The following is a 21,568-nucleotide window of genomic DNA, read 5'->3' as shown; positions in this document are numbered from 1 at the left end:
GTATTAGTATAATAGAAGTTTTGTAATAAAAGAAAAAGAGAGGAGAATGAAAGATATGAAAGAGCAAGTATTACAAGTAACAAAAGGTGACTTCGTAGGATCAGCAAGTGGGGCAGTAGTATTAACAGCGTTAATCGTATTTCTATCAAGCGTATTAGTATAATAGAAGTTTTAAATCAAACAAAAAAGGAAGGAGAATGAGGGATATGAACAGTGAACAAGTGTTTCAAGTAACAAAAACAGATTTATTAGGATCCTTAGGTGGAGCGGTAATAGTAACATCATTTATTCTATTCCTTGCAAATGTATTAGTATGAGATATATAAATACAATCATTCAAAAAAAATAAAGACTCTAACGTATTGGTAAGTAGTTAATATGTTGGAGTCTTTTTTATATTCTTCTTATATACCCTCAAGTATTAAAGTTACCTCATTATCCAGCATTCAATGCTAATTAAACGCTGCGGTTGAAACTTGATTCAACGAATAATCAAAAATCCATTGAATAAAATCAAGCTGTATTTCAAAGAGAAAAAAGTCGAATTTTATATGTAAGAAAAAAAGAGGAATTTGACAGAAAAGATAGAAAATTTTAAAGGTCAGAATTTGTTAGCTTGCTAACTAATTTCTATTAATTAATGTTGGAAGCGTTTTCGGTTGGTTTTAAGTATGGACCATTTAATCTATTTACAGGGGGATGAAGATATTATGAAACAAAAATCTATGGATACGCTAGCTGCACAAATGGAGGACTTTTTTCCAGTACGTGATGTAGATCATTTGGAATTTTACGTAGGGAATGCAAAGCAATCGAGTTATTATCTTGCGAGAGCGTTCGGATTCAAAATTGTAGCTTACTCTGGATTAGAAACTGGAAACCGTGAAAAGGTATCTTATGTTCTTGTGCAAAAAAATATGCGTTTCGTTGTGTCTGGAGCTTTAAGTAGTGAAAATCGTATTGCAGAGTTTGTAAAGACTCATGGTGATGGCGTGAAGGATGTGGCACTACTTGTTGATGATGTTGATAAAGCATACTCAGAAGCAGTGAAACGTGGTGCCGTCGCAATTGCTCCACCACAGGAATTAACAGATGAGGAAGGTACATTGAAAAAAGCAGTTATTGGTACGTATGGTGATACAATTCATACGCTTGTAGAGCGTATGAATTATAAAGGGGCATTTATGCCAGGATTCCAAAAGGTAGAATTTAATATTCCATTTGAAGAGTCTGGTTTAATTGCTGTTGATCATGTAGTTGGTAATGTTGAAAAAATGGAAGAGTGGGTTAGTTATTACGAGAATGTTATGGGCTTTAAACAAATGATTCATTTTGATGATGACGATATTAGTACAGAGTATTCGGCGTTAATGTCGAAAGTTATGACGAATGGAAGTCGTATTAAGTTTCCTATTAACGAACCAGCAGACGGAAAGAGAAAGTCACAAATTCAAGAGTATCTAGAATTCTATAATGGAGCTGGTGTACAACATCTTGCTTTATTAACAAGTGATATTGTTAAAACAGTTGAAGCGCTTCGTGCAAATGGGGTGGAGTTTTTAGATACACCTGATACTTATTATGATGAGTTAACTGCACGAGTTGGAAAAATTGATGAAGAAATTGATAAGTTAAAAGAATTAAAGATCTTAGTAGATCGTGATGATGAAGGTTACTTACTACAAATCTTTACGAAACCAATTGTAGATCGCCCGACTTTATTTATTGAAATCATTCAACGTAAAGGTTCTCGTGGATTTGGTGAAGGAAACTTTAAAGCGTTATTCGAATCAATTGAAAGAGAACAAGAGCGTCGCGGGAACTTATAAGATTTGTATCCACCAGCAAAAGTCCCTTTGCTGGTGGAAATTTCATTTTTATAAGGAGGAATCAGGATGAAATTTGTTACATTTCGTCTTCCTTCAAAAGAACTACGAGCTGGATGGCTTGAAGGTGACAAAGTAATAGATATGAATCTTGCTAGTGAAGGAGAAATCCCTTCTTCTATGATGGCTTTTTTAGAGAAAGCAGATGAGTATGTAGAAGTAGTGCGGAATATTAAGAATCCAAATAAGGGTATATATGCTTTAGAAGAAGTACAATTGACAGCTGCTCTTCCTAATCCGAGTAGTATTCGAGATTTTTACGCATTTGAACAACATGTAAAAACAGCTCGCGGACGAAGAGGATTAGATGTTGTGCCTGAATGGTATGATATTCCGGTTTTTTATTTTACTAATCATCGTGCTGTAATTGGTTCCGGTGATTTTGTAATTGGTCCGAAAAAGTCTAAAAAGCTTGATTATGAGTTGGAGATTGCTTGCGTAATAGGAAAAGAAGGGCGAAATATTTCTCGTGAGCAAGCAGAGGAATATATTTTTGGTTATTGTATTATGAACGACTGGAGTGCGAGAGACTTACAAGCAACAGAAATGAAAGTAGGTCTCGGTCCAGCGAAAGGAAAAGACTTTGCAACTTCTTTAGGAGCACATCTCGTTACGAAAGAGGAATTAGACGTTTATCGTAATGGTGATCGATATAATTTAGAAATGACTGCTCATGTAAATGGAAAACTATTATCAAAGGGAAACTTCCAAGATATTTACTATACATTTGCTGAAATGATTGAACGTGCTTCAGAGGACGTTACGTTATATCCAGGAGATGTGATTGGTTCTGGGACAGTAGGAACAGGATGTATTTTAGAACTGGGTACAGAAGAGTGGCTACAAGATGGAGATGTTGTAGAACTGTCGATTACTGGTTTAGGTACACTACGTAATACGATCAAAAAAGAAAAGGAAGCGGGTGATGGGCATGTTTTATCGTCACATGGGAGAACTACCTCATAAACGACATGTACAATTTCGTAAAAAAGATGGATCGCTTTATCGTGAACAGGTAATGGGAACAAAAGGTTTTTCTGGTACGCAGTCTATTTTATATCATCATTATATGCCAACAGAAGTAGGTCATTCTGCATTATCGCATTCTTGTCAGTTGCAGTATGAAGAGGATGTTGCTCTTTCTCATCGCCACTTTCGAACGAAAGAAAGTAAAAAAAGTGGTGATGCAATAAGTGGACGGAATTTCATACTTGGAAATGAAGATTTGTTAATTGGAGTAGTGAGTCCAACAGAAAAAATGGATTATTTCTATCGTAATGGTGATGGCGACGAAATGTTATTTGTTCATTATGGAACAGGAAAAATTGAAACGATGTTTGGAACGATTCACTATAGAAAAGGCGACTATGTAACGATTCCAATTGGAACGATTTATCGTGTTATTCCAGATGAAGGAGAGACTAAGTTTCTTGTTGTAGAGGCGAATAGCCAAATTACAACGCCGCGTCGTTATCGAAATGAATACGGACAATTGTTAGAGCATAGTCCGTTTTGTGAAAGAGATCTTCGTGGTCCAGAAAAATTAGAGACATATGATGAAAAAGGCGAGTTTGTCGTAATGACAAAATCAAGAGGCTATATGCATAAACATGTTTTAGGACACCACCCGTTAGATGTTGTTGGATGGGATGGCTATTTATATCCGTGGGTATTTAATGTAGAGGATTTTGAACCAATTACAGGGCGCATTCATCAGCCGCCGCCAGTACATCAAACATTTGAAGGACATAATTTTGTTATTTGCTCTTTCGTACCACGTTTATACGATTATCATCCAGAGTCAATTCCGGCACCATATTATCATAGTAATGTTAATAGTGATGAAGTTCTTTACTATGTAGAAGGAAACTTTATGAGTCGCAAAGGTGTGGAAGAAGGTTCTATTACACTTCATCCGAGCGGGATTCCCCATGGGCCGCATCCTGGGAAAACGGAGGCAAGTATAGGGAAGAAAGAGACGCTTGAATTAGCTGTTATGATAGACACATTCCGTCCGCTTCGTATTGTCAAACAAGCACATGAAACAGAAGATGAAAAGTATATGTATAGCTGGATTGAACAAGGTTCATATACTGTGAAATAAGTAAAAAAAGCATGCTCTCAATAAGGGAGCATGCCTTTTTTGTGGAATCGACATGTGTAATAATACCAAAAAGAGTTGTCGAAAGATATATAGAAAGAATGATAAGGATCGTGCATATTTAGAAGAATTTCTACTTGTTTCGACAAAAGTATTGACTAGGAAAAGCGTAATGAGTAAAATAAAAAAGCGAATTAAAAATTTTCAGAAAATTTAAAACTTGGAGGAGTGAAAGATGAAGCGAATTTTTCAAAAGAAGCCAATTGCAAAGTTAATGCAAGAAAGTAAGCAAAAAACGTTAGCAAGAACATTGGGCGCGCTAGATTTAACTATGCTTGGAATCGGAGCAATTGTTGGAACTGGTATTTTTGTTCTAACGGGTGTTGTGGCAGCGAAACATTCTGGGCCAGCTATTATATTATCATTTGCGATTGCCGCTCTAGCTTGTGCCTTTGCTGCATTTTGTTATGCTGAATTTGCTTCTTCAGTTCCTGTCTCGGGCAGTGTGTATACGTATACATACGCGACGATGGGGGAAGTATTCGCATTTTTAATTGGCTGGGATTTAATGCTGGAATATTTACTTGCTACATCTGCTGTAGCGAACGGTTGGTCTGCATATTTTCAATCTTTATTAAAGGGGTTTGGAATTCATATCCCGACTATTCTCTCCTCGGCTCCTGGTACAGGTAAGGGTGGAATAATTGATCTACCTGCAGTTCTAATTATTTTAGTGATGACAGTTCTTTTATCTAGGGGTGTTCGTGAAAGTGCACGAGTAAATAACATTATGGTATTTATTAAAATAGCAGTTGTTCTTATTTTTATCTTTGCTGGTTTTAATTATGTGAAACCTGAAAACTGGACGCCTTTTATGCCATTTGGTTTAGATGGTGTAATGGCTGGAGCGGCTACAGTATTTTTCGCATTTATAGGATTTGATGCAGTTTCAACAGCGGCAGAAGAAGTGAAACGTCCGCAACGTGATTTACCAATTGGTATTATTGCATCGTTATTAATTTGTACAGTTCTTTATATCGTTGTTTCGCTTATTTTGACAGGAATTGTTCCATACGGGCAGCTAAATATATCAGATCCAGTTGCTTTCGCACTTCAATTTATTGGACAAGATGGTTTAGCGGGGGTAATTTCAGTAGGAGCAATTACAGGAATTACAACAGTAATGCTAGTTATGATGTATGGGCAAGTTCGTGTTTCTTATGCGATGAGCCGAGATGGTTTACTGCCGAAGCGTCTAGCTAAAGTTCATCCGAAATTTAAAACGCCATTTTTAAATACATGGACAACGGGAATTATTGCGGCACTGATTTCAGGATTAATAGATTTAAATGTTTTAGCGCATCTTGTAAATATGGGGACATTGTCAGCATTTGCACTCGTAGCTGTTGCGGTAATCGTAATGAGAAGAACTCATCCAGACTTACCAAGGGCATTTAAGGCTCCGCTTGTACCATTTTTACCAGCATTAACAGTGATTTTCTGTTTATACTTAATGCTTCAATTATCGGGGACAGCGTGGATTAGTTTTGGGATATGGATGGTTATTGGTATAGCGGTTTACTTCTTATATAGCCGAAAACATAGTGCTTTAAATAATAGTAAAAAAGAAGAAGATGTTGCAAATTTATAAGCGAAAAAAATCCATTCTAATTCTGTTAGAATGGATTTTTTATTTGAAAATTTACATTTTTCTGAACTTATTATAAGATAATTGTTGGCTAACTAAAGGGGTGGAATGATGAAAAATACGTGGCGTGAGTTAAGGGAGATGGACCGTAACGTATGGATTCGATTTATTGGAGAGACGTTAAATGGAATTGCAATGATGATGTTAATGCCTTTTTTTGCATTATATTTAAAAGATAAGGTAGATTCGTTGTTGGAAGTTGGGGTTATTATGGCGCTTTCTCCAATTGCTGCAAGCTTTGGATCACTTATAGGAGGGAGAATTGCTGACATATATGGAAGAAAGCCTATTATGATATTTTCTATGGCAAGTAATGCATTATTAATGCTCGGTTTTCTATTTATAGAAGGATTTATTCCATATGCAATTTTATCTATTTTTTTAGGGTTGAGTAATTCTTTATTTCATCCAGCTGCATCAGCTATGGTCGCAGATGTAACGGTACCAGAAAAAAGAACAGAGGCATATGGTTTATTACGAATGGGACACAATATAGGTGCTGCGATTGGTCCGATAATGGGAGCATCAGTAGTTGTGTTGTCAAAGAACCTTGTGTTTATTATTGCCTCTTCTACAATGCTATTTTATGCGTTACTTGTATTACTTCTTATTCAAGAGACGATGCCAAAAAGGACAGATAGGGAAGAACATAAAGAAAAGGAATCTGGAGCAGTTTGGAAAATTGTAATGCAAGATAAGGCATTAATGATTTACTTATTAGCAGGTATTATCATTTCGATGGGGTTTTCTCAAACCGAAGGCATGTTGCCACTACATTTTGATAATGAAATGAAGCGTATTTTTGGAACGAATAATCCATATCCATATTTAATGGCGTTAAACGGACTATTAGTTGTTTTATTCCAGTTTCAAATTTCAAAATGGGCTACGGATAAACCAGTCGGGAAGACGATGTTATATGGTGCATGTTTATTCGGGATTGGATTATTTTTTATAGGGTGGTTACCGAAGTGGTTTGGAGAATTTAATACAAATGCTACAATTATTTTAATAACACTACTGTTCGTTTATGCTATATATACGTTAGGTGAAATGATTATGTCGCCTGTACAGATGACATTTGTAGCAAATTTGGCCCCTGAGCATTTGAGAGGGACTTATATGGGAGCTGCAAGTTTGCAGTGGATTACAGGAAGCGCATTTGGCCCACTTTTGGGAGGTTTTTTATTAGATCGATTACTTGGTCACTTTCTATTTACAATTTTAGCTGTAGGATGTGTAGTTGCAGGTATTGTATATGTTTCTTTAGATCGCCTTGTGGAGCAAAGGCAAAAAGACACACTGACCAAACAATCGTCTTAGTGAATAGGTGACATACACAAAAGAGGGGATTTCTACATATTTTAGGTACATAACTAGATTAGATTGCCATTTTATTTTGTGTAGCTATATAGAAAATGAAATGAAAAACCAATAAGTGATGTTATTTAATTATTTATGGAAGTTACATTTTATTTCAAATAGGAACTACCTATTTTTATAAAAAGTGCTAAAATAGAAAAATGAAAACAATTGGTTAGGGTGATTTCATTGACGAAAATTAAATTAGGTTTATTATATGGTGGAAAATCAGCTGAGCATCAAGTTTCGCTACAGACGGCTCTTGCTGCTATTAAAGCGTTAAATCAAGATAAATTCGAGATTCATCCAATTTATATTACAGAACAAGGTCAATGGGTACGTGGTGAGCGTATTGAAGGCGAAGTAACAGATGTTGAAGTTTTAAAAATGAGCGGTGCAGAAAATGCGATTTCTCCGTTATCATTAAGTACAGAAATTATCCCATCTGCAGCTTCTGAGGAGAACGCTATTGACGTTATTTTCCCATTACTACATGGACCAAACGGTGAAGATGGAACGGTTCAAGGACTATTAGAATTAATGAATATCCCTTATGTAGGAAATGGTGTTCTAGCATCATCTGCTGGTATGGATAAAGTTGTTATGAAAAACATCTTTGCAGAGGCTGGTTTAAAACAAGCAAAATATGCATCCTTCATTCGTAGTGCATGGGAAAAAAATCGTGAGGAAGCTTATTCTAAAGTAGAAGATAAGTTAGGATATCCTTGCTTCGTAAAACCAGCGAACCTTGGTTCAAGTGTTGGTATTAATAAGTGTAAAAATCGTGAAGAACTTGAGGATGCATTTGTAGAGGCATTCCAATTTGATCGCAAAATTATTGTAGAAGAAAATATTGTAGGTCGTGAAGTAGAAGTTGGGGTACTAGGTAATGATGAGCCGAAATGTTCAGTTGTAGGTGAAATCGTTCCGAAAAAGGACTTCTATGATTATAAGTCGAAATATATCGATGGTGATACAGCGCTAATTATTCCAGCTGAAATGACAGAAGAAGAATCTAATGTAATTAAGCGTGATGCGATTATTGCATTCCAATCATTAGACGGTGCAGGTTTAACGCGAGCTGATTTCTTCTTAACGAAAGATGGAGAAGTGTATATTAACGAAGTAAACACAATGCCAGGATTTACACCGTTCAGTATGTTCCCTCTATTATGGCAACATACTGGGTTACCGTATCCAGAATTAATCGAAGAGCTAATTCGTTTAGCGATTGAACGTCACGAAGAAAAACAAAAAATTAAATATACAATCTAACAAAAAAGGAGGAAGCACTATTCATAGGAATAGTGCTTCCTCTATGTAAGGAGCGTTTCTATATGATAAAGCGAATGTTAAAGCAAGTGGAACAGATGGTAAATGGTACTGGATTAGCAGAGCAATATGAGGGAATTACTATTCAAGGCGTGTCTATTGATACAAGAAAAATTGAAAAAGGAAACTTGTATGTTCCGATTCAAGGGGAGCGCTTTGATGGACATGGTTTTGTAGATAAAGCTGTTGAAAATGGAGCTGTGGCTACATTATGGATGAAAGATGTAGCGAATCCACCTGAGAATCTTCCGGTTATTTTTGTGGAAGACACGCTATCGGCATTGCAAATGTTAGCGAAAAACTATCGTGATCAATTGGATGTTAAAGTTGTAGGTGTAACGGGTAGTAACGGTAAAACATCTACGAAAGATATTGTAACAAGTCTTCTTGCGACTAAATTCAAAGTGCAAAAAACAGAAGGGAACTTCAATAACCATATCGGATTACCTCTTACCATTTTAAACTTAGAAGAAAATACAGAAGTAGCAGTATTAGAGATGGGTATGTCAAGCCGAGGCGAAATTGAATTCTTATCTAAGTTAGCTCGTCCTAATGCAGCTATCATTACGAATATCGGTGAGGCACATTTAATGGATTTAGGATCTCGTGAGGCAATTGCTGAAGCGAAATTAGAAATTGTTACAGGGTTACAAGAAGGTGGCGTGTTCGTATATAACGGAGATGAGCCTTTATTAACGAATCGTGTTCCTGAAATGAATTTAGCAGCAGAAACGGTTACGTTTGGTGATGCAAGAGCAAACGATTATTATCCAACGACTGTAACATTACAAGCAACTGGGACACATTTCAAAATGAATAGAGATGAAAATATTTCATTCTACTTACCTGTGTTAGGAAAACATAATGTGTATAATACACTTGCTTCAATGGCAATTGCGAAACATTTTGGTGTAACGTGGGAAGAGATGAAAGAAGGTTTAGTAACACTTCAAATGACGGGCATGCGTATGGAAATTGTGAAAACAAATAGTGGTTTAACAATTATCAACGATGCTTATAATGCAAGTCCGACGGCTATGGAAGCAGCATTCCATTTAATGAATGGTTTAGATGGTTTTGCTAAAAAAATCGTTGTGCTCGGTGATATGTTAGAACTTGGAGATCAAGAAGTACAGTTCCATTATGAGGTAGGAAAATTAATCGATCCAGCAAAAATCTCGTATGTATTCACATACGGTAGATTAGGGGCTCAAATTGCTGAAGGAGCGAAAATTAATTTCCCTAATGAACGTGTAAAGGCGTATGATAATAAAGAAGAGTTAGTAAAAGATTTACAAGCAGTAGTCGATGTGAAAGATGTTGTATTAATAAAAGCATCTCGCGGTATGAAATTAGAAGAAGTAATTACGATGTTGAAATAATTGGTGTATATAAATAGGGATGATAGTTACGAAAATAGAAGAAACTTATAATAAGCGCTTACAGTAAATATAAAAAAATAAAAGTGAAGAAAAAAACTCTGAATATGAAAATAAGGTAACAGTTGGGTTTGCTTTTTACACATACAAAACTTATAATTGATAAAGTGTAATAACGTTTAGAAGTATTTTCGTGAAGAATATACGCCCGTTTATATACGTGAGCATTCAGGAAAAGGGCTTTTCCGCAAATTCGGAAAACGCCTTTTTTTAAATGATAAGTATAGGATAGAAAAGGAGAAGTAACATTGACAACATTTCGAGAATTAGGATTAAGTGATTCTTTACTGCAATCTGTTGAAAGTATGGGCTTTGAAGAGGCTACACCAATTCAAGCTGAAACAATTCCACATGCATTGCAAGGTAAAGATATTATTGGGCAAGCGCAAACAGGTACAGGGAAAACAGCAGCATTCGGATTACCACTATTAGATAAAGTGGATACACATAAAGAATCGGTTCAAGGTATTGTTATCGCGCCAACGCGTGAATTAGCAATTCAAGTTGGAGAAGAATTATACAAAATTGGTAAGCATAAACGTGTTCGTATTTTACCAATTTATGGTGGTCAAGATATTAACCGCCAAATTCGTGCTCTAAAAAAACACCCACACATTATTGTTGGTACGCCGGGTCGTATTTTAGATCATATTAACCGTAAAACACTTCGTCTGCAAAACGTAGAGACAGTTGTTCTTGACGAAGCGGATGAAATGTTAAACATGGGCTTCATTGAAGACATTGAAGCAATTTTAACAGATGTGCCAGAAACACATCAAACATTACTATTCTCAGCGACAATGCCGGATCCAATCCGCCGTATTGCTGAGCGTTTCATGACTGAGCCTCAACACATTAAAGTAAAAGCAAAAGAAGTAACAATGCCAAACATTCAGCAGTTCTATTTAGAAGTGCAAGAAAAGAAAAAGTTTGACGTGTTAACACGCTTATTAGATATTCAATCTCCAGAGCTTGCAATCGTATTCGGTCGTACAAAGCGCCGTGTTGATGAATTATCAGAAGCATTAAACTTACGTGGTTATGCTGCAGAAGGTATTCACGGTGATTTAACTCAGGCGAAACGTATGTCTGTATTACGTAAATTTAAAGAAGGTTCTATTGAAGTTCTTGTTGCAACAGACGTTGCTGCACGTGGTCTTGATATTTCAGGCGTAACGCACGTATATAACTTCGATATTCCACAAGATCCAGAATCATACGTTCACCGTATCGGTCGTACTGGTCGTGCAGGTAAAAAAGGTATTGCAATGCTATTTGTAACACCACGTGAATCAGGACAATTAAAAAATATCGAGCGTACAACAAAACGTAAAATGGACCGCATGGATGCACCGACACTTGACGAGGCATTAGAAGGTCAACAACGTTTAATCGCTGAAAAGCTTCAAAGCACAATTGAAAATGAAAACTTAGCATACTACAAGCGTATTGCAGAAGAAATGTTAGAAGAAAATGACTCTGTAACAGTAGTAGCTGCTGCTTTAAAAATGATGACTAAAGAGCCGGATACAACTCCGATCGCTTTAACATCAGAACCACCTGTTGTTTCAAGAGGCGGCGGTTCTAAAAAACGCGGCGGTAACGGAGGCGGATACCGTGATGGTAACCGTAATCGTAGTCGTGATGCACGAGGCGGTGGCGATGGACGTAATCGTGACCGTAACCGTGATGGACGTAATCGTGACGGAAACCGTGATCGCAATCGTGATGGTAACCGCGATCGTAATCGTGATGGTGGTAGTCGTGGTCGTAGAGGTGAAGGCCAAGGTCGCCCTGGTTCTTCAAATGGACGCGGCGAAAGAAAACATCATAGCCGTCCACAAGCTTAATAAAAAAAAGAGAATGCCCTTTGCGGGCATTCTCTTTTTTTATTTCTATAATTGTGCATACTACATAATAGTTATGATAGAAAAGGGGCTGTTATATGCTTGTAAGGCTTGGTTACGTTGCGATGAGTGTACATTTGAAGAATGCATCTCCATCTCAAACGATGACGTATGCACAGTTTCAGAAATTAGATGATCGTGCTGCTGCAATTCGTAAACTTGAAAGAATTGCTAATTCCAATTTAGAAAATTGTTTACGTTTATTAAAGCATAATAAAGGGCATGACATATCTTTCTTTCGGCTCAGTTCAAAGCTCATTCCTTTAGCGAATCATGAGGAATTGATAGAGTGGAACTATATTCGTCCTTTAAAAGAAAATTTAAAAAAACTAGGTGAATATGCAGTTCATATGAATATGAGAATTGATTTCCATCCAGATCATTTTGTTGTACTAAATTCACCTGAGGAGAGTGTTTTTAAACAATCTGTAAAAACATTGCAGATGCACAAAAAATTATTAAAAGGTATGGGGATTGAACATAAGCAACGATGTGTACTGCATGTTGGAGGAGGATATAAAGATAAAGAACTTGCATTAGAGCGCTTTATAGAGAATTGGTCGAATGTCCCAAGGGGTATTCAAGAAATGATTATATTAGAAAATGATGATACAACCTTTACGTTAGAGGAAACATTATATTTAGGAGAAAAATTAGATATTCCCGTCGTATTTGACTTGCATCACCATATGATGAATAATGAGCAAGAAGATTGGTATGAAGATTGGGCACGTGTCGTTCATACGTGGGAAACGTCTTTGTTGCCGGTTAAAATGCATATCTCTAGCCCTAGAGAGGGAAAAGATCCAAGAGCTCATGCAGATTATATTAATGTAGAGGCATTTTTATCTTTTTTAAGAAGGATAAAGGGAAGTGTTCCGCAAATTGATTGTATGATTGAGGCGAAGATGAAGGATGAGTCTTTATTTCAATTAATGAGAGATTTAAGTGAACAAGTAGATGTAGAAATTATCGATGGTGCAAGCTTTTATATTAAATAAGCTTTGCACCATCGTTTTTTTTTGTTAAAAAAGGGGTTAAAATGCCACCGGTTATTAAACCTGTTAAATGACTGATCGGATTGGCAGAAGGATTAAAGAAAGTAAATAGAAGTAATAGAAGTATCATAATTGAGAAAATAGCAATTTCTTTTGGTTTTGAAGAGCGGTATCGATTGTACAATAAAAATAACTGTGCACCTAATAGTCCGAAAATACCACCTGATGCACCTGCGTGAATATATTCAAGTGGCATAATAATATAAGAAGAAATATTTCCTGAAATTCCAGAGAGAAAAAATAGAATAAAAAAAGAAAAGTGTCCGAGTTGCTTTTCGATAGAAGAACCAAGAGCAAACAAAAAAATAATATTAGAAAGAAAATGTTGTAAGTCTACGTGTACAAGAAGAGAAGTTATGACACGCCACCATTCTCCTTTAGCGATATATTCATTAGAGGCTGCCAGTGGGAAGAGAAAAAAGTCGCCTAATATCATCATGACTAGATGAATAAGAAGTAAGGTAAGAATAGTCGGTTGTAAAGAAATATGGGTGGATCTTATTAGCATACGGTTACTTTCACCCCTTTTGCATCAGAAAGATTCTCTGTTATTCTTATCAATATGAAAGAAGAAAGTTAAATAGAAGAAGGGGATTTCGAAATGATTATAGGGATTGGTATCGATATTATTGAATTAAATCGTATTGAAAAAATGCTAGATGGAAAGCTTAAATTTATGGAACGTATTTTAACGGAAAATGAACGTAATGTTGCTATGGAGCTGAAAGGAAGTCGCCTTACAGAGTTTGTAGCTGGAAGGTTTGCAGCGAAAGAGGCGTATTCAAAAGCTGTAGGTACTGGTATCGGAAAAGAAGTGAGTTTTTTAGATATTGAAGTGAAAAATGATGAAAGAGGTAAGCCAATTCTGATTACAAGTACAGAGTATATTGTTCATTTATCAATTAGTCATAGTAAGGAATTTGCTGTTGCTCAAGTTGTTTTAGAAAGCTCGTCACGCTAGTCTGCATATTTTATATCTTTGTCTCATATATTTGAGGTAGCGATAAGGAAGGTACATCTTCCATTCATTTATAGGGGCAAAGGGGCTGAATTGATGAAAAGGCGTCTGTTTTTAGTTCTTGTCGGTTTGTTGACCGTTTTTGTGTTGGCGGGTTGTATGGAAAAGAAGCAAGATGATGTCGTGAGAGATTTAGAATCAAAAGTAAAAGGGATGAAAAGTTATCAAGCTGAGGCAAAATTATCTATTAAAACAGGCAATGAGCCTCAAGAGTATAACGTAGAGATTTGGCATAAGGAACCGTCTTTTTATCGTGTGAATTTAAAAAATGCAAAAAAAGATCAAAGCCAAATTATTTTGAGAAATGAAGAAGGTGTATTTGTATTAACGCCAGCACTTAATAAGAGCTTCCGTTTTCAAAGTGATTGGCCGCAAAATAGTAGCCAGGCTTATTTATATGAATCACTTGTAAGAGATATTTTGCAGGACAAGAAAAACCTTACTTTTGAGAAAACAGATAAGTATTATATTTTTAAAACAAAAACAAATTATCAACATCAAAATATGTTGCCTAGACAAGAGATTACATTGAATAAGAGCGATTTGACTCCAGTTTCAGTGAAGTTAATGGATAATGATCAAAATGTTCTTGTGAAAGTAGATTTCTCTAAAGTGAAATTTGATGCGAAATTTGATAAAGGTGCATTTGATACGAAACAAAATATGTCTAGAGCGCAGGTAGATATTCAAACTACAGCGAAAGAAGACAAACCGTTTGCTATTTTGTATCCACTTGATACACCACAAGGTATGACTCTGCAAGATGAAAAAGAGTTGAAGACAGACAGTGGCAAGCGTGCGATACTCACATACACTGAAAATAAGAAATCCTTTACTTTAATACAAGAAAAGGCAAAAGTTGCAGAGGCTTCATCAGCGGTAAGTGTAAGTGGAGAACCAGTTGATCTTGGGTTTACGATTGGTGCATTGACGAAAGACTCTGTAACGTGGTCGCATAACGGAGTAGAATATATGCTCGTGTCTAAAGGTTTAGAGCCGAAGGAGCTGTTAATGGTTGCTCGTTCAGTTACAGCGAAGCAGGTGAAGTAAACTTCTTAGACGTGGTGATATATGTGCACCACGTCTTTTCTTAGTTTGAAGGTGGATTTCATAAAAGAAGCATATAAAAGAATAAGCTTCGCATATCGTGTATAAGGAAGTGTATTTATGGAAGAAGCACCATTTTACCGTGACACTTGGGTGGAAGTGGATTTAGATGCCATTTATAACAACGTTACACATATTAAAGAGTTCATCCCAAGTAATGTAGAGATTTTTGCTGTAGTTAAAGCAAACGCATATGGGCACGATTATGTACCGGTGGCTAAAACGGCATTAGAAGCAGGTGCAACAAGGTTAGCTGTTGCTTTTTTAGATGAAGCTTTAGTGCTTCGGAGGGCTGGTATTACTGAGCCGATTTTAGTGTTAGGTCCCTCGCCGCCACGTGATGTAAATGTAGCTGCTGAAAATGATGTAGCGCTAACTGTTTTTCAAAAAGAATGGGTGGACGAAGCAATTGAACTTTGGGATGGTTTATCTGTAATGAAATTCCATATTAACTTTGATAGTGGTATGGGGAGAATTGGAATACGTGAAAGAAAAGAGCTAAAAGAATTTTTAAAGAGTTTAGAGGGTGCACCGTTTTTAGAGTTAGAAGGAGTATACACGCATTTTGCAACGTCAGATGAAGTTGAGACTTCGTATTTTGATAAGCAATATAACACGTTCTTAGAGCAGTTAAGTTGGTTGAAAGAATTCGGAGTGGATCCTAAGCTTGTTCATACAGCTAATAGTGCTGCGACGTTACGTTTTCAAGGGATTACATTTAATGCAGTGCGAATTGGGATTGCAATGTATGGATTATCTCCTTCTGTAGAAATACGTCCTTTTTTACCATTTGAATTAGAACCGGCGCTATCACTTCATACGAAAGTCGCTCATATTAAACAGGTAATTAAAGGTGATGGAATTAGTTATAACGTCACCTACCGAACGAAAACTGAAGAATGGATTGCGACTGTAGCGATTGGCTATGCAGATGGGTGGCTTAGAAGGTTACAAGGATTTGAAGTGCTTATAAATGGTAAAAGGGTACCGATTGTAGGGAGAGTAACAATGGATCAGTTCATGATTCATCTTCCTTGTGAAGTGCCACTTGGTACGAAAGTTACGCTTATTGGAAGGCAAGGAGATGAGTATATTAGCGCTACAGAGGTTGCGGAATACTCAGGGACTATTAATTATGAAATTATTGCAACGATTAGTTTCCGTGTGCCAAGAATATTTATACGGAATGGTAAGGTTGTAGAGATAATTAATTACTTGAACAATATATAGAAGGTATTATGATTGCTTCTTGTCATTGGAGTGACTGTTCATTGCTGGATAATAAGCTCTTTTTGATGAGAAGCTTTTTACTTATAATCATTTTTTATATAAGTTGCACGTAAGTTTTGAAGAGGAGTTCTATTGTTTTTAGTTAGTTATGAGATAAAAAATTTAAGAAGATGAATGTTTTGTTTGTGAATTGGAAAACATAAGCAAGGAATAAGGAAGTCTTTGCAACAGGCTCCATACAATGGTATTATTACAATAGGTGTCATATATATATTTGGGTGTGTAGTTGACGGTGGAGGTGTATTTTTGTGTCCGAATCAAGTGTAACTACTGAAATCGTGGTTCGGTTGCCAAAGCAAATGGTAACGGAATTGGACGGAATTGGAAAACAAGAGAATAAGAATCGCCATGAACTAATTTGCCAGGCAACACAATTGTTATTGCGTCAACATAAGACGAAGAAACGCTACCAACATGAATCAATGCGACGTGGGTACATTGAAATGGGAAAAATTAATCTTGGTATTGCATCTGAAGCTTTCTTAGCAGAGTATGAAGCAGCTCATACAGTAGAACGCTTAGTTAGCGGGGGGTAATATTTTGATTGTAAAACGCGGCGACGTGTATTTTGCAGACCTTTCCCCAGTTGTTGGTTCTGAGCAAGGAGGCGTTCGTCCGGTTCTTGTCATTCAAAATGACATCGGAAATCGTTTTAGTCCAACGGTGATTGTAGCGGCTATTACTGCACAGATTCAAAAAGCGAAATTACCCACTCATGTGGAAATTGATGCGAAAAAGTATGGTTTTGAGAGAGATTCTGTTATTTTACTTGAGCAGATTCGAACAATCGATAAGCAACGCTTAACGGACAAAATCACTCATTTGGATGAAGTGATGATGAGTCGTGTAGATGAAGCGTTACAAATTAGTTTAGGACTAATAGATTTTTAAATCGGCAGTTTAAGTTGCTCTCTTTGAAGGGCAACTTTTTTTATTATAGAGGAGGTTACGGTTGTATATGGAAATGGTAGATAATCGACAAGCGTTAATGAAAATGTTAGTGAAAGAATTAGGCTTTACCGAAAAGCAAGTTCGTCATGTTATTCAATTAACAGAAGAAGGTAACACAGTTCCATTTATTGCTCGTTACCGAAAAGAATGGACAGGCTCTTTAGATGAGGTGCAAATTCGTACGATTTTAGAGAGATGGCAATATATGATGCAACTTGAAGATAGGAAGGAAGAAGTTCTTCGTCTTATTGATGAGAAGGGGAAACTGACAGAAGAGCTACGACAGCAAATTGTTAAAGCTACAAAGTTGCAAGAAGTAGAAGATCTATATCGTCCATATAAAGAGAAAAGAAGAACGAAAGCGACAATTGCTAAAGAAAAAGGATTAGAACCATTAGCTGAATGGTTATTGTTATATAAGAAAGAAGATCCGGCTAAAAAGGCAGTGGAATTTATTAATGTAGAGAAAGAAGTGCAATCTGCAGAAGAAGCTTTACAAGGTGCACAAGACATTATTGCAGAAATGGTTTCAGATGAAGCTGCGTATCGTAGTTGGATTCGAAATGTTACTTTTAGAAAAGGTGTTATGTCTTCGTCCGTGAAAGATGAAGAAAAAGATGAAAAGAATATATATGAAATGTATTACAATTATGAAGAACCATTGCAAAAAGTAGTACCACATCGTGTATTAGCAATGAATCGTGGCGAGAAAGAAGATATATTGAGAGTTGCTGTTGTTCCGCCAGTAGATGAGATAGTAACTTTCTTAAATAAGAAAGTAATTCGTGATAACGATTCGAAAAGTGCACATTATGTACAATTAGCGATTGAAGATGGTTATAAACGATTAATTCAATCTTCAATCGAAAGAGAAATTCGTAAAGAATTAACAGAAACAGCTGAAGAACAAGCGATACATATTTTCTCTGAGAACTTACGTAACTTATTATTACAACCTCCGATGAAAGGGAAAGTCGTGCTAGCGGTAGATCCGGCATATAGAACTGGTTGTAAATTGTCTGTAGTAGATGATACGGGGAAAGTACTACATATCGATGTTATTTATCCGCATCCACCTGTTCGTAAATATGATGATGCAAAAACGCAAGTTCTTTCTATTATAGATAAATATCAAGTTGAAATGATTGCAATTGGTAATGGGACAGCATCTAGAGAAACAGAAGAGTTTATAGTAGATGTATTACAAAGTGTGAACCGAGATGTCTTTTATATTATTGTAAATGAAGCGGGTGCGAGTGTGTATTCGGCTTCTGATTTAGCCCGTGAGGAATTCCCAAATTTACAAGTTGAAGAGAGAAGTGCCGTTTCTATTGGAAGACGTCTGCAAGATCCACTTGCTGAACTTGTGAAAATTGATCCTAAATCAGTTGGGGTTGGACAATACCAACATGATGTATCTCAAAAGAGACTGAATGAGTCATTAACATTTGTAGTAGAAACAGCTGTTAACCAAGTTGGGGTTAATGTAAATACGGCTTCGGTTGCATTGTTACAATATGTTTCAGGTTTATCGAAAACTGTTGCGAAAAATATTGTGGCAAAGAGAGAAGAAGATGGGAAATTCACAAAGCGCACGGAATTAAAGAAAATCCCGCGTTTAGGTGCAAAGACGTATGAACAATGTATAGGTTTCTTACGTATACTAGAAGGAGCGAATCCATTAGATCGAACAGGTATTCATCCAGAGCAATATAAAAATGTTGAATTGTTATTGAAGAGTCTAGGGTTATCGATAGATGACGTAGGACAACCGCAATTACAAAAGAGATTGGAAGAAGTAGAGATTTCTAAGTTATCTCAAGAAACAGGAGTTGGGGAGCCGACGTTAGTTGATATTATAGATGCGCTTATTAGTCCAGAAAGAGATATGAGGGATGAGTTGCCTAAACCACTTCTGAAAAAAGGGATTTTGAAATTAGAAGATTTAAAACGTGGTATGGAACTAGAAGGAACAGTTCGTAACGTTGTTGATTTTGGTGCTTTTGTTGATGTTGGCGTAAAGCAAGATGGTTTAGTACATATTTCTAAACTTAGCAAACAGTTTGTAAAGCATCCGTTAGATGTTGTATCAGTAGGGCAAATTGTAAAAGTATGGGTAGATGATATTGATACAAAAAAAGGACGCGTTGCACTATCTATGTTGCCGATTGAATAGTAAGAGAAGAGAGCAGATGAAACTGCTCTTTTTTTATGGAATAAAAAGTGTAATGGATTATGAGCTTTGATGTATTTTGCTATAATAAAACCAGCATTCATTTAATAATTTAATTTGATACCGGTTTTTTTCGAAATATGCACGTTGCATTTGTTTTTTTAGCCACGTAGGCATAGGAATCCCTCCTTGTTTAATCCTGCTCTCAAAAATCTAAAATGCTATTGATGAGAGGTTGGTGAGTGGATTTCTATTCATGTTTTGTTTTTAGAAACCACGCTTCTTACATGAGGATGGGTATATGTACTATTTAATATATGTATAAGAAGGGAGAAAAGTGTAAAAATATTTTTTTGTTTAGGAGGAATGAGAGTGGATGAGCAAGAAATTCAGCGACTAGTGGAAGAAGTGTCACTACAATACTTTGAGATGCCGTTCTTACATAAAGCAGTGTTTAATAATAGATTACGTACAACTGGTGGGCGTTATTTGTTGAAGAGTCATAATATCGAACTGAATTATCGATATTACGAAGTGTATGGTGAAGAAGAGTTAGTCGGGATTATTAAACATGAGCTTTGTCATTATCACTTACATATTGCAGGAAGAGGGTATAAGCACAGGGATAGAGATTTTCGTGAGTTGTTAAAGAAAGTTGATGCACCACGTTTTTGTAAACGAATGATTAATGAAGAGAAGGAAAAAAAGGTTTACAAGTATGAATGTATGGAGTGTTCACTTCAATATGTAAGAAGGCGTCAAATAAATACAAAAAGATATGTCTGTGGAAAGTGTAAAGGGAAACTCAAACCGATATCGAAAACATCTTGACAGTAAAAACGCAATCCAGTATATTATAAACATGTCACGTTTGAACAAGATGTTGTTAAAAACTTCTTGACTTACAGAGAGAATTTTTATAAGATACAAATTGTCTTCATTATTCCGCAGTAGCTCAGTGGTAGAGCTATCGGCTGTTAACCGATCGGTCGTAGGTTCGAGTCCTACCTGCGGAGCCATACAGAGAAGTACCCAAGTGGCTCAAGGGGCTCCCCTGCTAAGGGAGTAGATCGCTAACGCGGTGCGAGGGTTCGAATCCCTTCTTCTCTGCCATACATATTGGCCCGTTGGTCAAGTGGTTAAGACACCGCCCTTTCACGGCGGTAACACGGGTTCGAATCCCGTACGGGTCACCACTTCGGAGGATTAGCTCAGCTGGGAGAGCACCTGCCTTACAAGCAGGGGGTCGGCGGTTCGATCCCGTCATCCTCCACCATATAATTTTATATGAATAGTATTGTCGCGGGGTGGAGCAGCACGGTAGCTCGTCGGGCTCATAACCCGAAGGTCGCAGGTTCAAATCCTGTCCCCGCAACCAAATGGTCCCGTGGTGTAGTGGTTAACATGCCTGCCTGTCACGCAGGAGATCGCCGGTTCGACCCCGGTCGGGACCGCCATTTTAACTTCTGCTATATAGCAGTTGTTTTTTATTGGACATTATGGTACAATAACATTTGTCTTTGAAAAGAAGAAAATTATTTCGATGGGCTATAGCCAAGCGGTAAGGCAACGGACTTTGACTCCGTCATGCGCTGGTTCGAATCCAGCTAGCCCAGCCATTTACGAGCCATTAGCTCAGTTGGTAGAGCATCTGACTTTTAATCAGAGGGTCGAAGGTTCGAGTCCTTCATGGCTCACTTTTGTTTTTTTTCGCGCGGTCGTGGCGGAACGGCAGACGCGCTAGGTTGAGGGCCTAGTGGGGGAAACCCCGTGGAGGTTCAAGTCCTCTCGGCCGCATCAAAAAAATCTTAAAAAGTACTTGCATTTGAAAATGTAGTATGATAAGATAATTGAGTCGCCAAATTACAACGACGAAAAAACATCATGAATAAGCGCCCGTAGCTCAATTGGATAGAGCGTTTGACTACGGATCAAGAGGTTAGGGGTTCGACTCCTCTCGGGCGCGCCAATTACGGGAAGTGGCTCAGCTTGGTAGAGCACCTGGTTTGGGACCAGGGGGTCGCAGGTTCAAATCCTGTCTTCCCGACCACGCGGGTGTAGTTTAGTGGTAAAACAAGAGCCTTCCAAGCTCTGGTCGAGAGTTCGATTCTCTTCACCCGCTTTTAGTTCTTTGAAAACTGAACGAAACAAACAACGTGAAACGTCAATTTTTATTTTAGATGCTAGACAAACTAACTTTATTGGAGAGTTTGATCCTGGCTCAGGATGAACGCTG

Annotated in this window: 20 protein-coding genes and 12 tRNA genes; 30 read left to right on the top strand and 2 right to left on the bottom strand. The window is 37.1% G+C overall.

The genetic code is table 11. The features are described 5' to 3' along the window. The first annotated feature begins 46 nt into the window (after window positions 1–46). The 11 genes from MR143_RS31500 (at window position 47) to uvsE (ending at window position 12,736) form a co-directional block, all read left to right on the top strand. Window positions 47–163 carry a DUF3948 family protein gene (locus MR143_RS31500; protein WP_000654250.1) on the top strand — a complete coding sequence of 39 codons (117 nt, stop codon included), beginning with the start codon at window positions 47–49 and terminating at the stop codon, window positions 161–163. A gap of 43 nt (window positions 164–206) precedes the next feature. Continuing rightward, window positions 207–317: a DUF3948 family protein gene (locus MR143_RS31495; RefSeq protein WP_001083693.1), complete on the top strand. Its 111-nt coding sequence runs from the start codon at window positions 207–209 to the stop codon at window positions 315–317. 393 nt (window positions 318–710) lie between these two features. After that, complete coding sequence (hppD, locus tag MR143_RS31490; RefSeq protein WP_242281263.1) at window positions 711–1,829, top strand: 4-hydroxyphenylpyruvate dioxygenase; 1,119 nt, start codon at window positions 711–713, stop codon at window positions 1,827–1,829. A 66-nt stretch (window positions 1,830–1,895) separates the two neighbouring features. Beyond that, complete coding sequence (locus MR143_RS31485; RefSeq protein ID WP_000673997.1) at window positions 1,896–2,852, top strand: fumarylacetoacetate hydrolase family protein; 957 nt, start codon at window positions 1,896–1,898, stop codon at window positions 2,850–2,852. Then, on the top strand, window positions 2,818–3,990 hold the full coding sequence (locus MR143_RS31480; RefSeq protein WP_013141710.1) for a homogentisate 1,2-dioxygenase: 1,173 nt from the start codon (window positions 2,818–2,820) through the stop codon (window positions 3,988–3,990). Before MR143_RS31485 ends, MR143_RS31480 begins: the two co-directional genes overlap by 35 nt. 232 nt (window positions 3,991–4,222) lie before the next feature. Then, the gene (locus MR143_RS31475; RefSeq protein WP_000821075.1) at window positions 4,223–5,638 is read left to right on the top strand and encodes a branched-chain amino acid transporter BcaP; all 1,416 of its coding nucleotides are present in this window, start codon (window positions 4,223–4,225) and stop codon (window positions 5,636–5,638) included. Window positions 5,639–5,746: 108 nt separating this feature from the next. Then, on the top strand, window positions 5,747–7,018 hold the full coding sequence (locus MR143_RS31470; RefSeq protein WP_000799727.1) for an MDR family MFS transporter: 1,272 nt from the start codon (window positions 5,747–5,749) through the stop codon (window positions 7,016–7,018). Window positions 7,019–7,246: 228 nt separating this feature from the next. After that, complete coding sequence (locus tag MR143_RS31465) at window positions 7,247–8,332, top strand: D-alanine--D-alanine ligase (RefSeq protein ID WP_000161441.1); 1,086 nt, start codon at window positions 7,247–7,249, stop codon at window positions 8,330–8,332. A gap of 62 nt (window positions 8,333–8,394) precedes the next feature. Beyond that, the gene (gene murF / locus MR143_RS31460; RefSeq protein WP_000595965.1) at window positions 8,395–9,771 is read left to right on the top strand and encodes a UDP-N-acetylmuramoyl-tripeptide--D-alanyl-D-alanine ligase; all 1,377 of its coding nucleotides are present in this window, start codon (window positions 8,395–8,397) and stop codon (window positions 9,769–9,771) included. A 305-nt stretch (window positions 9,772–10,076) separates the two neighbouring features. Further along, the gene (cshA, locus tag MR143_RS31455) at window positions 10,077–11,678 is read left to right on the top strand and encodes a degradosome RNA helicase CshA (RefSeq protein WP_000206585.1); all 1,602 of its coding nucleotides are present in this window, start codon (window positions 10,077–10,079) and stop codon (window positions 11,676–11,678) included. A 95-nt stretch (window positions 11,679–11,773) separates the two neighbouring features. Further along, window positions 11,774–12,736 (top strand): UV DNA damage repair endonuclease UvsE, encoded by a 963-nt coding sequence (uvsE, locus tag MR143_RS31450; protein WP_000961160.1) that lies wholly within the window; start codon window positions 11,774–11,776, stop codon window positions 12,734–12,736. On the opposite strand, the gene MR143_RS31445 is transcribed toward uvsE, so the two are convergent. Continuing rightward, the gene (locus MR143_RS31445; RefSeq protein ID WP_000908521.1) at window positions 12,729–13,301 is read right to left on the bottom strand and encodes a rhomboid family intramembrane serine protease; all 573 of its coding nucleotides are present in this window, start codon (window positions 13,299–13,301) and stop codon (window positions 12,729–12,731) included. The two genes, uvsE and MR143_RS31445, sit on opposite strands and share 8 nt — an antisense overlap. A 93-nt stretch (window positions 13,302–13,394) precedes the next feature. Between MR143_RS31445 and acpS the strand changes: the two genes are divergently transcribed. The 6 genes from acpS to MR143_RS31415 all read left to right on the top strand — a co-directional run bounded on the left by acpS (window position 13,395) and on the right by MR143_RS31415 (window position 19,335). Then, a complete protein-coding gene (gene acpS / locus MR143_RS31440; protein WP_000583417.1) occupies window positions 13,395–13,754 on the top strand; it encodes a holo-ACP synthase in 360 nt (119 codons plus the stop codon). A 156-nt stretch (window positions 13,755–13,910) separates the two neighbouring features. Then, on the top strand, window positions 13,911–14,861 hold the full coding sequence (locus MR143_RS31435) for a LolA family protein (RefSeq protein ID WP_242281264.1): 951 nt from the start codon (window positions 13,911–13,913) through the stop codon (window positions 14,859–14,861). Between the two features lie 117 nt (window positions 14,862–14,978). Then, the gene (gene alr, locus MR143_RS31430) at window positions 14,979–16,148 is read left to right on the top strand and encodes an alanine racemase (RefSeq protein ID WP_000390611.1); all 1,170 of its coding nucleotides are present in this window, start codon (window positions 14,979–14,981) and stop codon (window positions 16,146–16,148) included. Between the two features lie 308 nt (window positions 16,149–16,456). Continuing rightward, a complete protein-coding gene (locus MR143_RS31425) occupies window positions 16,457–16,744 on the top strand; it encodes an antitoxin EndoAI (protein WP_000004570.1) in 288 nt (95 codons plus the stop codon). A gap of 4 nt (window positions 16,745–16,748) precedes the next feature. Continuing rightward, window positions 16,749–17,099, top strand: coding sequence for a type II toxin-antitoxin system endoribonuclease NdoA (gene ndoA, locus MR143_RS31420; RefSeq protein WP_000635965.1), 351 nt, complete (start codon window positions 16,749–16,751; stop codon window positions 17,097–17,099). Window positions 17,100–17,166: 67 nt separating this feature from the next. Continuing rightward, entirely contained in the window at window positions 17,167–19,335 is a 2,169-nt protein-coding gene (locus MR143_RS31415) for a Tex family protein (RefSeq protein ID WP_000426234.1), read from the top strand. 57 nt (window positions 19,336–19,392) lie between these two features. Here MR143_RS31415 and cmpA read toward each other — a convergent pair whose 3' ends face one another. Next, window positions 19,393–19,509: a cortex morphogenetic protein CmpA gene (gene cmpA / locus MR143_RS31410; RefSeq protein WP_001143642.1), complete on the bottom strand. Its 117-nt coding sequence runs from the start codon at window positions 19,507–19,509 to the stop codon at window positions 19,393–19,395. 195 nt (window positions 19,510–19,704) lie between these two features. Here cmpA and MR143_RS31405 point away from each other — a divergent pair, with 195 nt between their 5' ends. From MR143_RS31405 to MR143_RS31345, 13 genes are all read left to right on the top strand, one after another. Further along, a complete protein-coding gene (locus MR143_RS31405) occupies window positions 19,705–20,163 on the top strand; it encodes a SprT family protein (protein ID WP_000344238.1) in 459 nt (152 codons plus the stop codon). A gap of 113 nt (window positions 20,164–20,276) precedes the next feature. Beyond that, window positions 20,277–20,351 (top strand) — tRNA-Asn (locus MR143_RS31400). Between the two features lie 3 nt (window positions 20,352–20,354). Then, a tRNA-Ser gene (locus MR143_RS31395) sits at window positions 20,355–20,445 on the top strand. A gap of 8 nt (window positions 20,446–20,453) precedes the next feature. After that, window positions 20,454–20,528 (top strand) — tRNA-Glu (locus MR143_RS31390). A 4-nt stretch (window positions 20,529–20,532) separates the two neighbouring features. Further along, window positions 20,533–20,608, top strand: a tRNA-Val gene (locus MR143_RS31385). Between the two features lie 25 nt (window positions 20,609–20,633). After that, window positions 20,634–20,710, top strand: a tRNA-Met gene (locus MR143_RS31380). A gap of 3 nt (window positions 20,711–20,713) precedes the next feature. Then, window positions 20,714–20,789: transfer RNA gene (locus MR143_RS31375), tRNA-Asp, on the top strand. A gap of 87 nt (window positions 20,790–20,876) precedes the next feature. Continuing rightward, window positions 20,877–20,951: transfer RNA gene (locus tag MR143_RS31370), tRNA-Gln, on the top strand. 5 nt (window positions 20,952–20,956) lie between these two features. Further along, a tRNA-Lys gene (locus tag MR143_RS31365) sits at window positions 20,957–21,029 on the top strand. Between the two features lie 17 nt (window positions 21,030–21,046). Continuing rightward, a tRNA-Leu gene (locus MR143_RS31360) sits at window positions 21,047–21,129 on the top strand. 95 nt (window positions 21,130–21,224) lie between these two features. Beyond that, window positions 21,225–21,301: transfer RNA gene (locus MR143_RS31355), tRNA-Arg, on the top strand. Between the two features lie 4 nt (window positions 21,302–21,305). After that, window positions 21,306–21,382: transfer RNA gene (locus MR143_RS31350), tRNA-Pro, on the top strand. 1 nt (window position 21,383) lies between these two features. Then, a tRNA-Gly gene (locus MR143_RS31345) sits at window positions 21,384–21,454 on the top strand. Window positions 21,455–21,568 lie beyond the last annotated feature (114 nt).

It is taken from the genome of Bacillus cereus group sp. BfR-BA-01347 (assembly GCF_022663835.1).
In the GTDB taxonomy this organism is placed as follows: domain Bacteria; phylum Bacillota; class Bacilli; order Bacillales; family Bacillaceae_G; genus Bacillus_A; species Bacillus_A thuringiensis_K.
The sequence above is the reverse complement of the archived record's forward strand: the minus strand, read 5'-3'. Positions and strand labels throughout refer to the sequence as shown.

Excerpts from the sequence above, each read along its gene's own strand:
- MR143_RS31500 (WP_000654250.1), top strand. The coding sequence starts at position 47 with ATGAAAGATATGAAAGAGCAAGTATTACAAGTAACAAAAGGTGACTTC.
- MR143_RS31495 (WP_001083693.1), top strand. The coding sequence starts at position 207 with ATGAACAGTGAACAAGTGTTTCAAGTAACAAAAACAGATTTATTAGGA.
- hppD (WP_242281263.1), top strand. The coding sequence starts at position 711 with ATGAAACAAAAATCTATGGATACGCTAGCTGCACAAATGGAGGACTTT.
- MR143_RS31485 (WP_000673997.1), top strand. The coding sequence starts at position 1,896 with ATGAAATTTGTTACATTTCGTCTTCCTTCAAAAGAACTACGAGCTGGA.
- MR143_RS31480 (WP_013141710.1), top strand. The coding sequence starts at position 2,818 with ATGTTTTATCGTCACATGGGAGAACTACCTCATAAACGACATGTACAA.
- MR143_RS31475 (WP_000821075.1), top strand. The coding sequence starts at position 4,223 with ATGAAGCGAATTTTTCAAAAGAAGCCAATTGCAAAGTTAATGCAAGAA.
- MR143_RS31470 (WP_000799727.1), top strand. The coding sequence starts at position 5,747 with ATGAAAAATACGTGGCGTGAGTTAAGGGAGATGGACCGTAACGTATGG.
- murF (WP_000595965.1), top strand. The coding sequence starts at position 8,395 with ATGATAAAGCGAATGTTAAAGCAAGTGGAACAGATGGTAAATGGTACT.
- uvsE (WP_000961160.1), top strand. The coding sequence starts at position 11,774 with ATGCTTGTAAGGCTTGGTTACGTTGCGATGAGTGTACATTTGAAGAAT.
- MR143_RS31445 (WP_000908521.1), bottom strand. The coding sequence starts at position 13,301 with ATGCTAATAAGATCCACCCATATTTCTTTACAACCGACTATTCTTACC.
- acpS (WP_000583417.1), top strand. The coding sequence starts at position 13,395 with ATGATTATAGGGATTGGTATCGATATTATTGAATTAAATCGTATTGAA.
- MR143_RS31435 (WP_242281264.1), top strand. The coding sequence starts at position 13,911 with ATGGAAAAGAAGCAAGATGATGTCGTGAGAGATTTAGAATCAAAAGTA.
- alr (WP_000390611.1), top strand. The coding sequence starts at position 14,979 with ATGGAAGAAGCACCATTTTACCGTGACACTTGGGTGGAAGTGGATTTA.
- MR143_RS31415 (WP_000426234.1), top strand. The coding sequence starts at position 17,167 with ATGGAAATGGTAGATAATCGACAAGCGTTAATGAAAATGTTAGTGAAA.
- cmpA (WP_001143642.1), bottom strand. The coding sequence starts at position 19,509 with ATGCCTACGTGGCTAAAAAAACAAATGCAACGTGCATATTTCGAAAAA.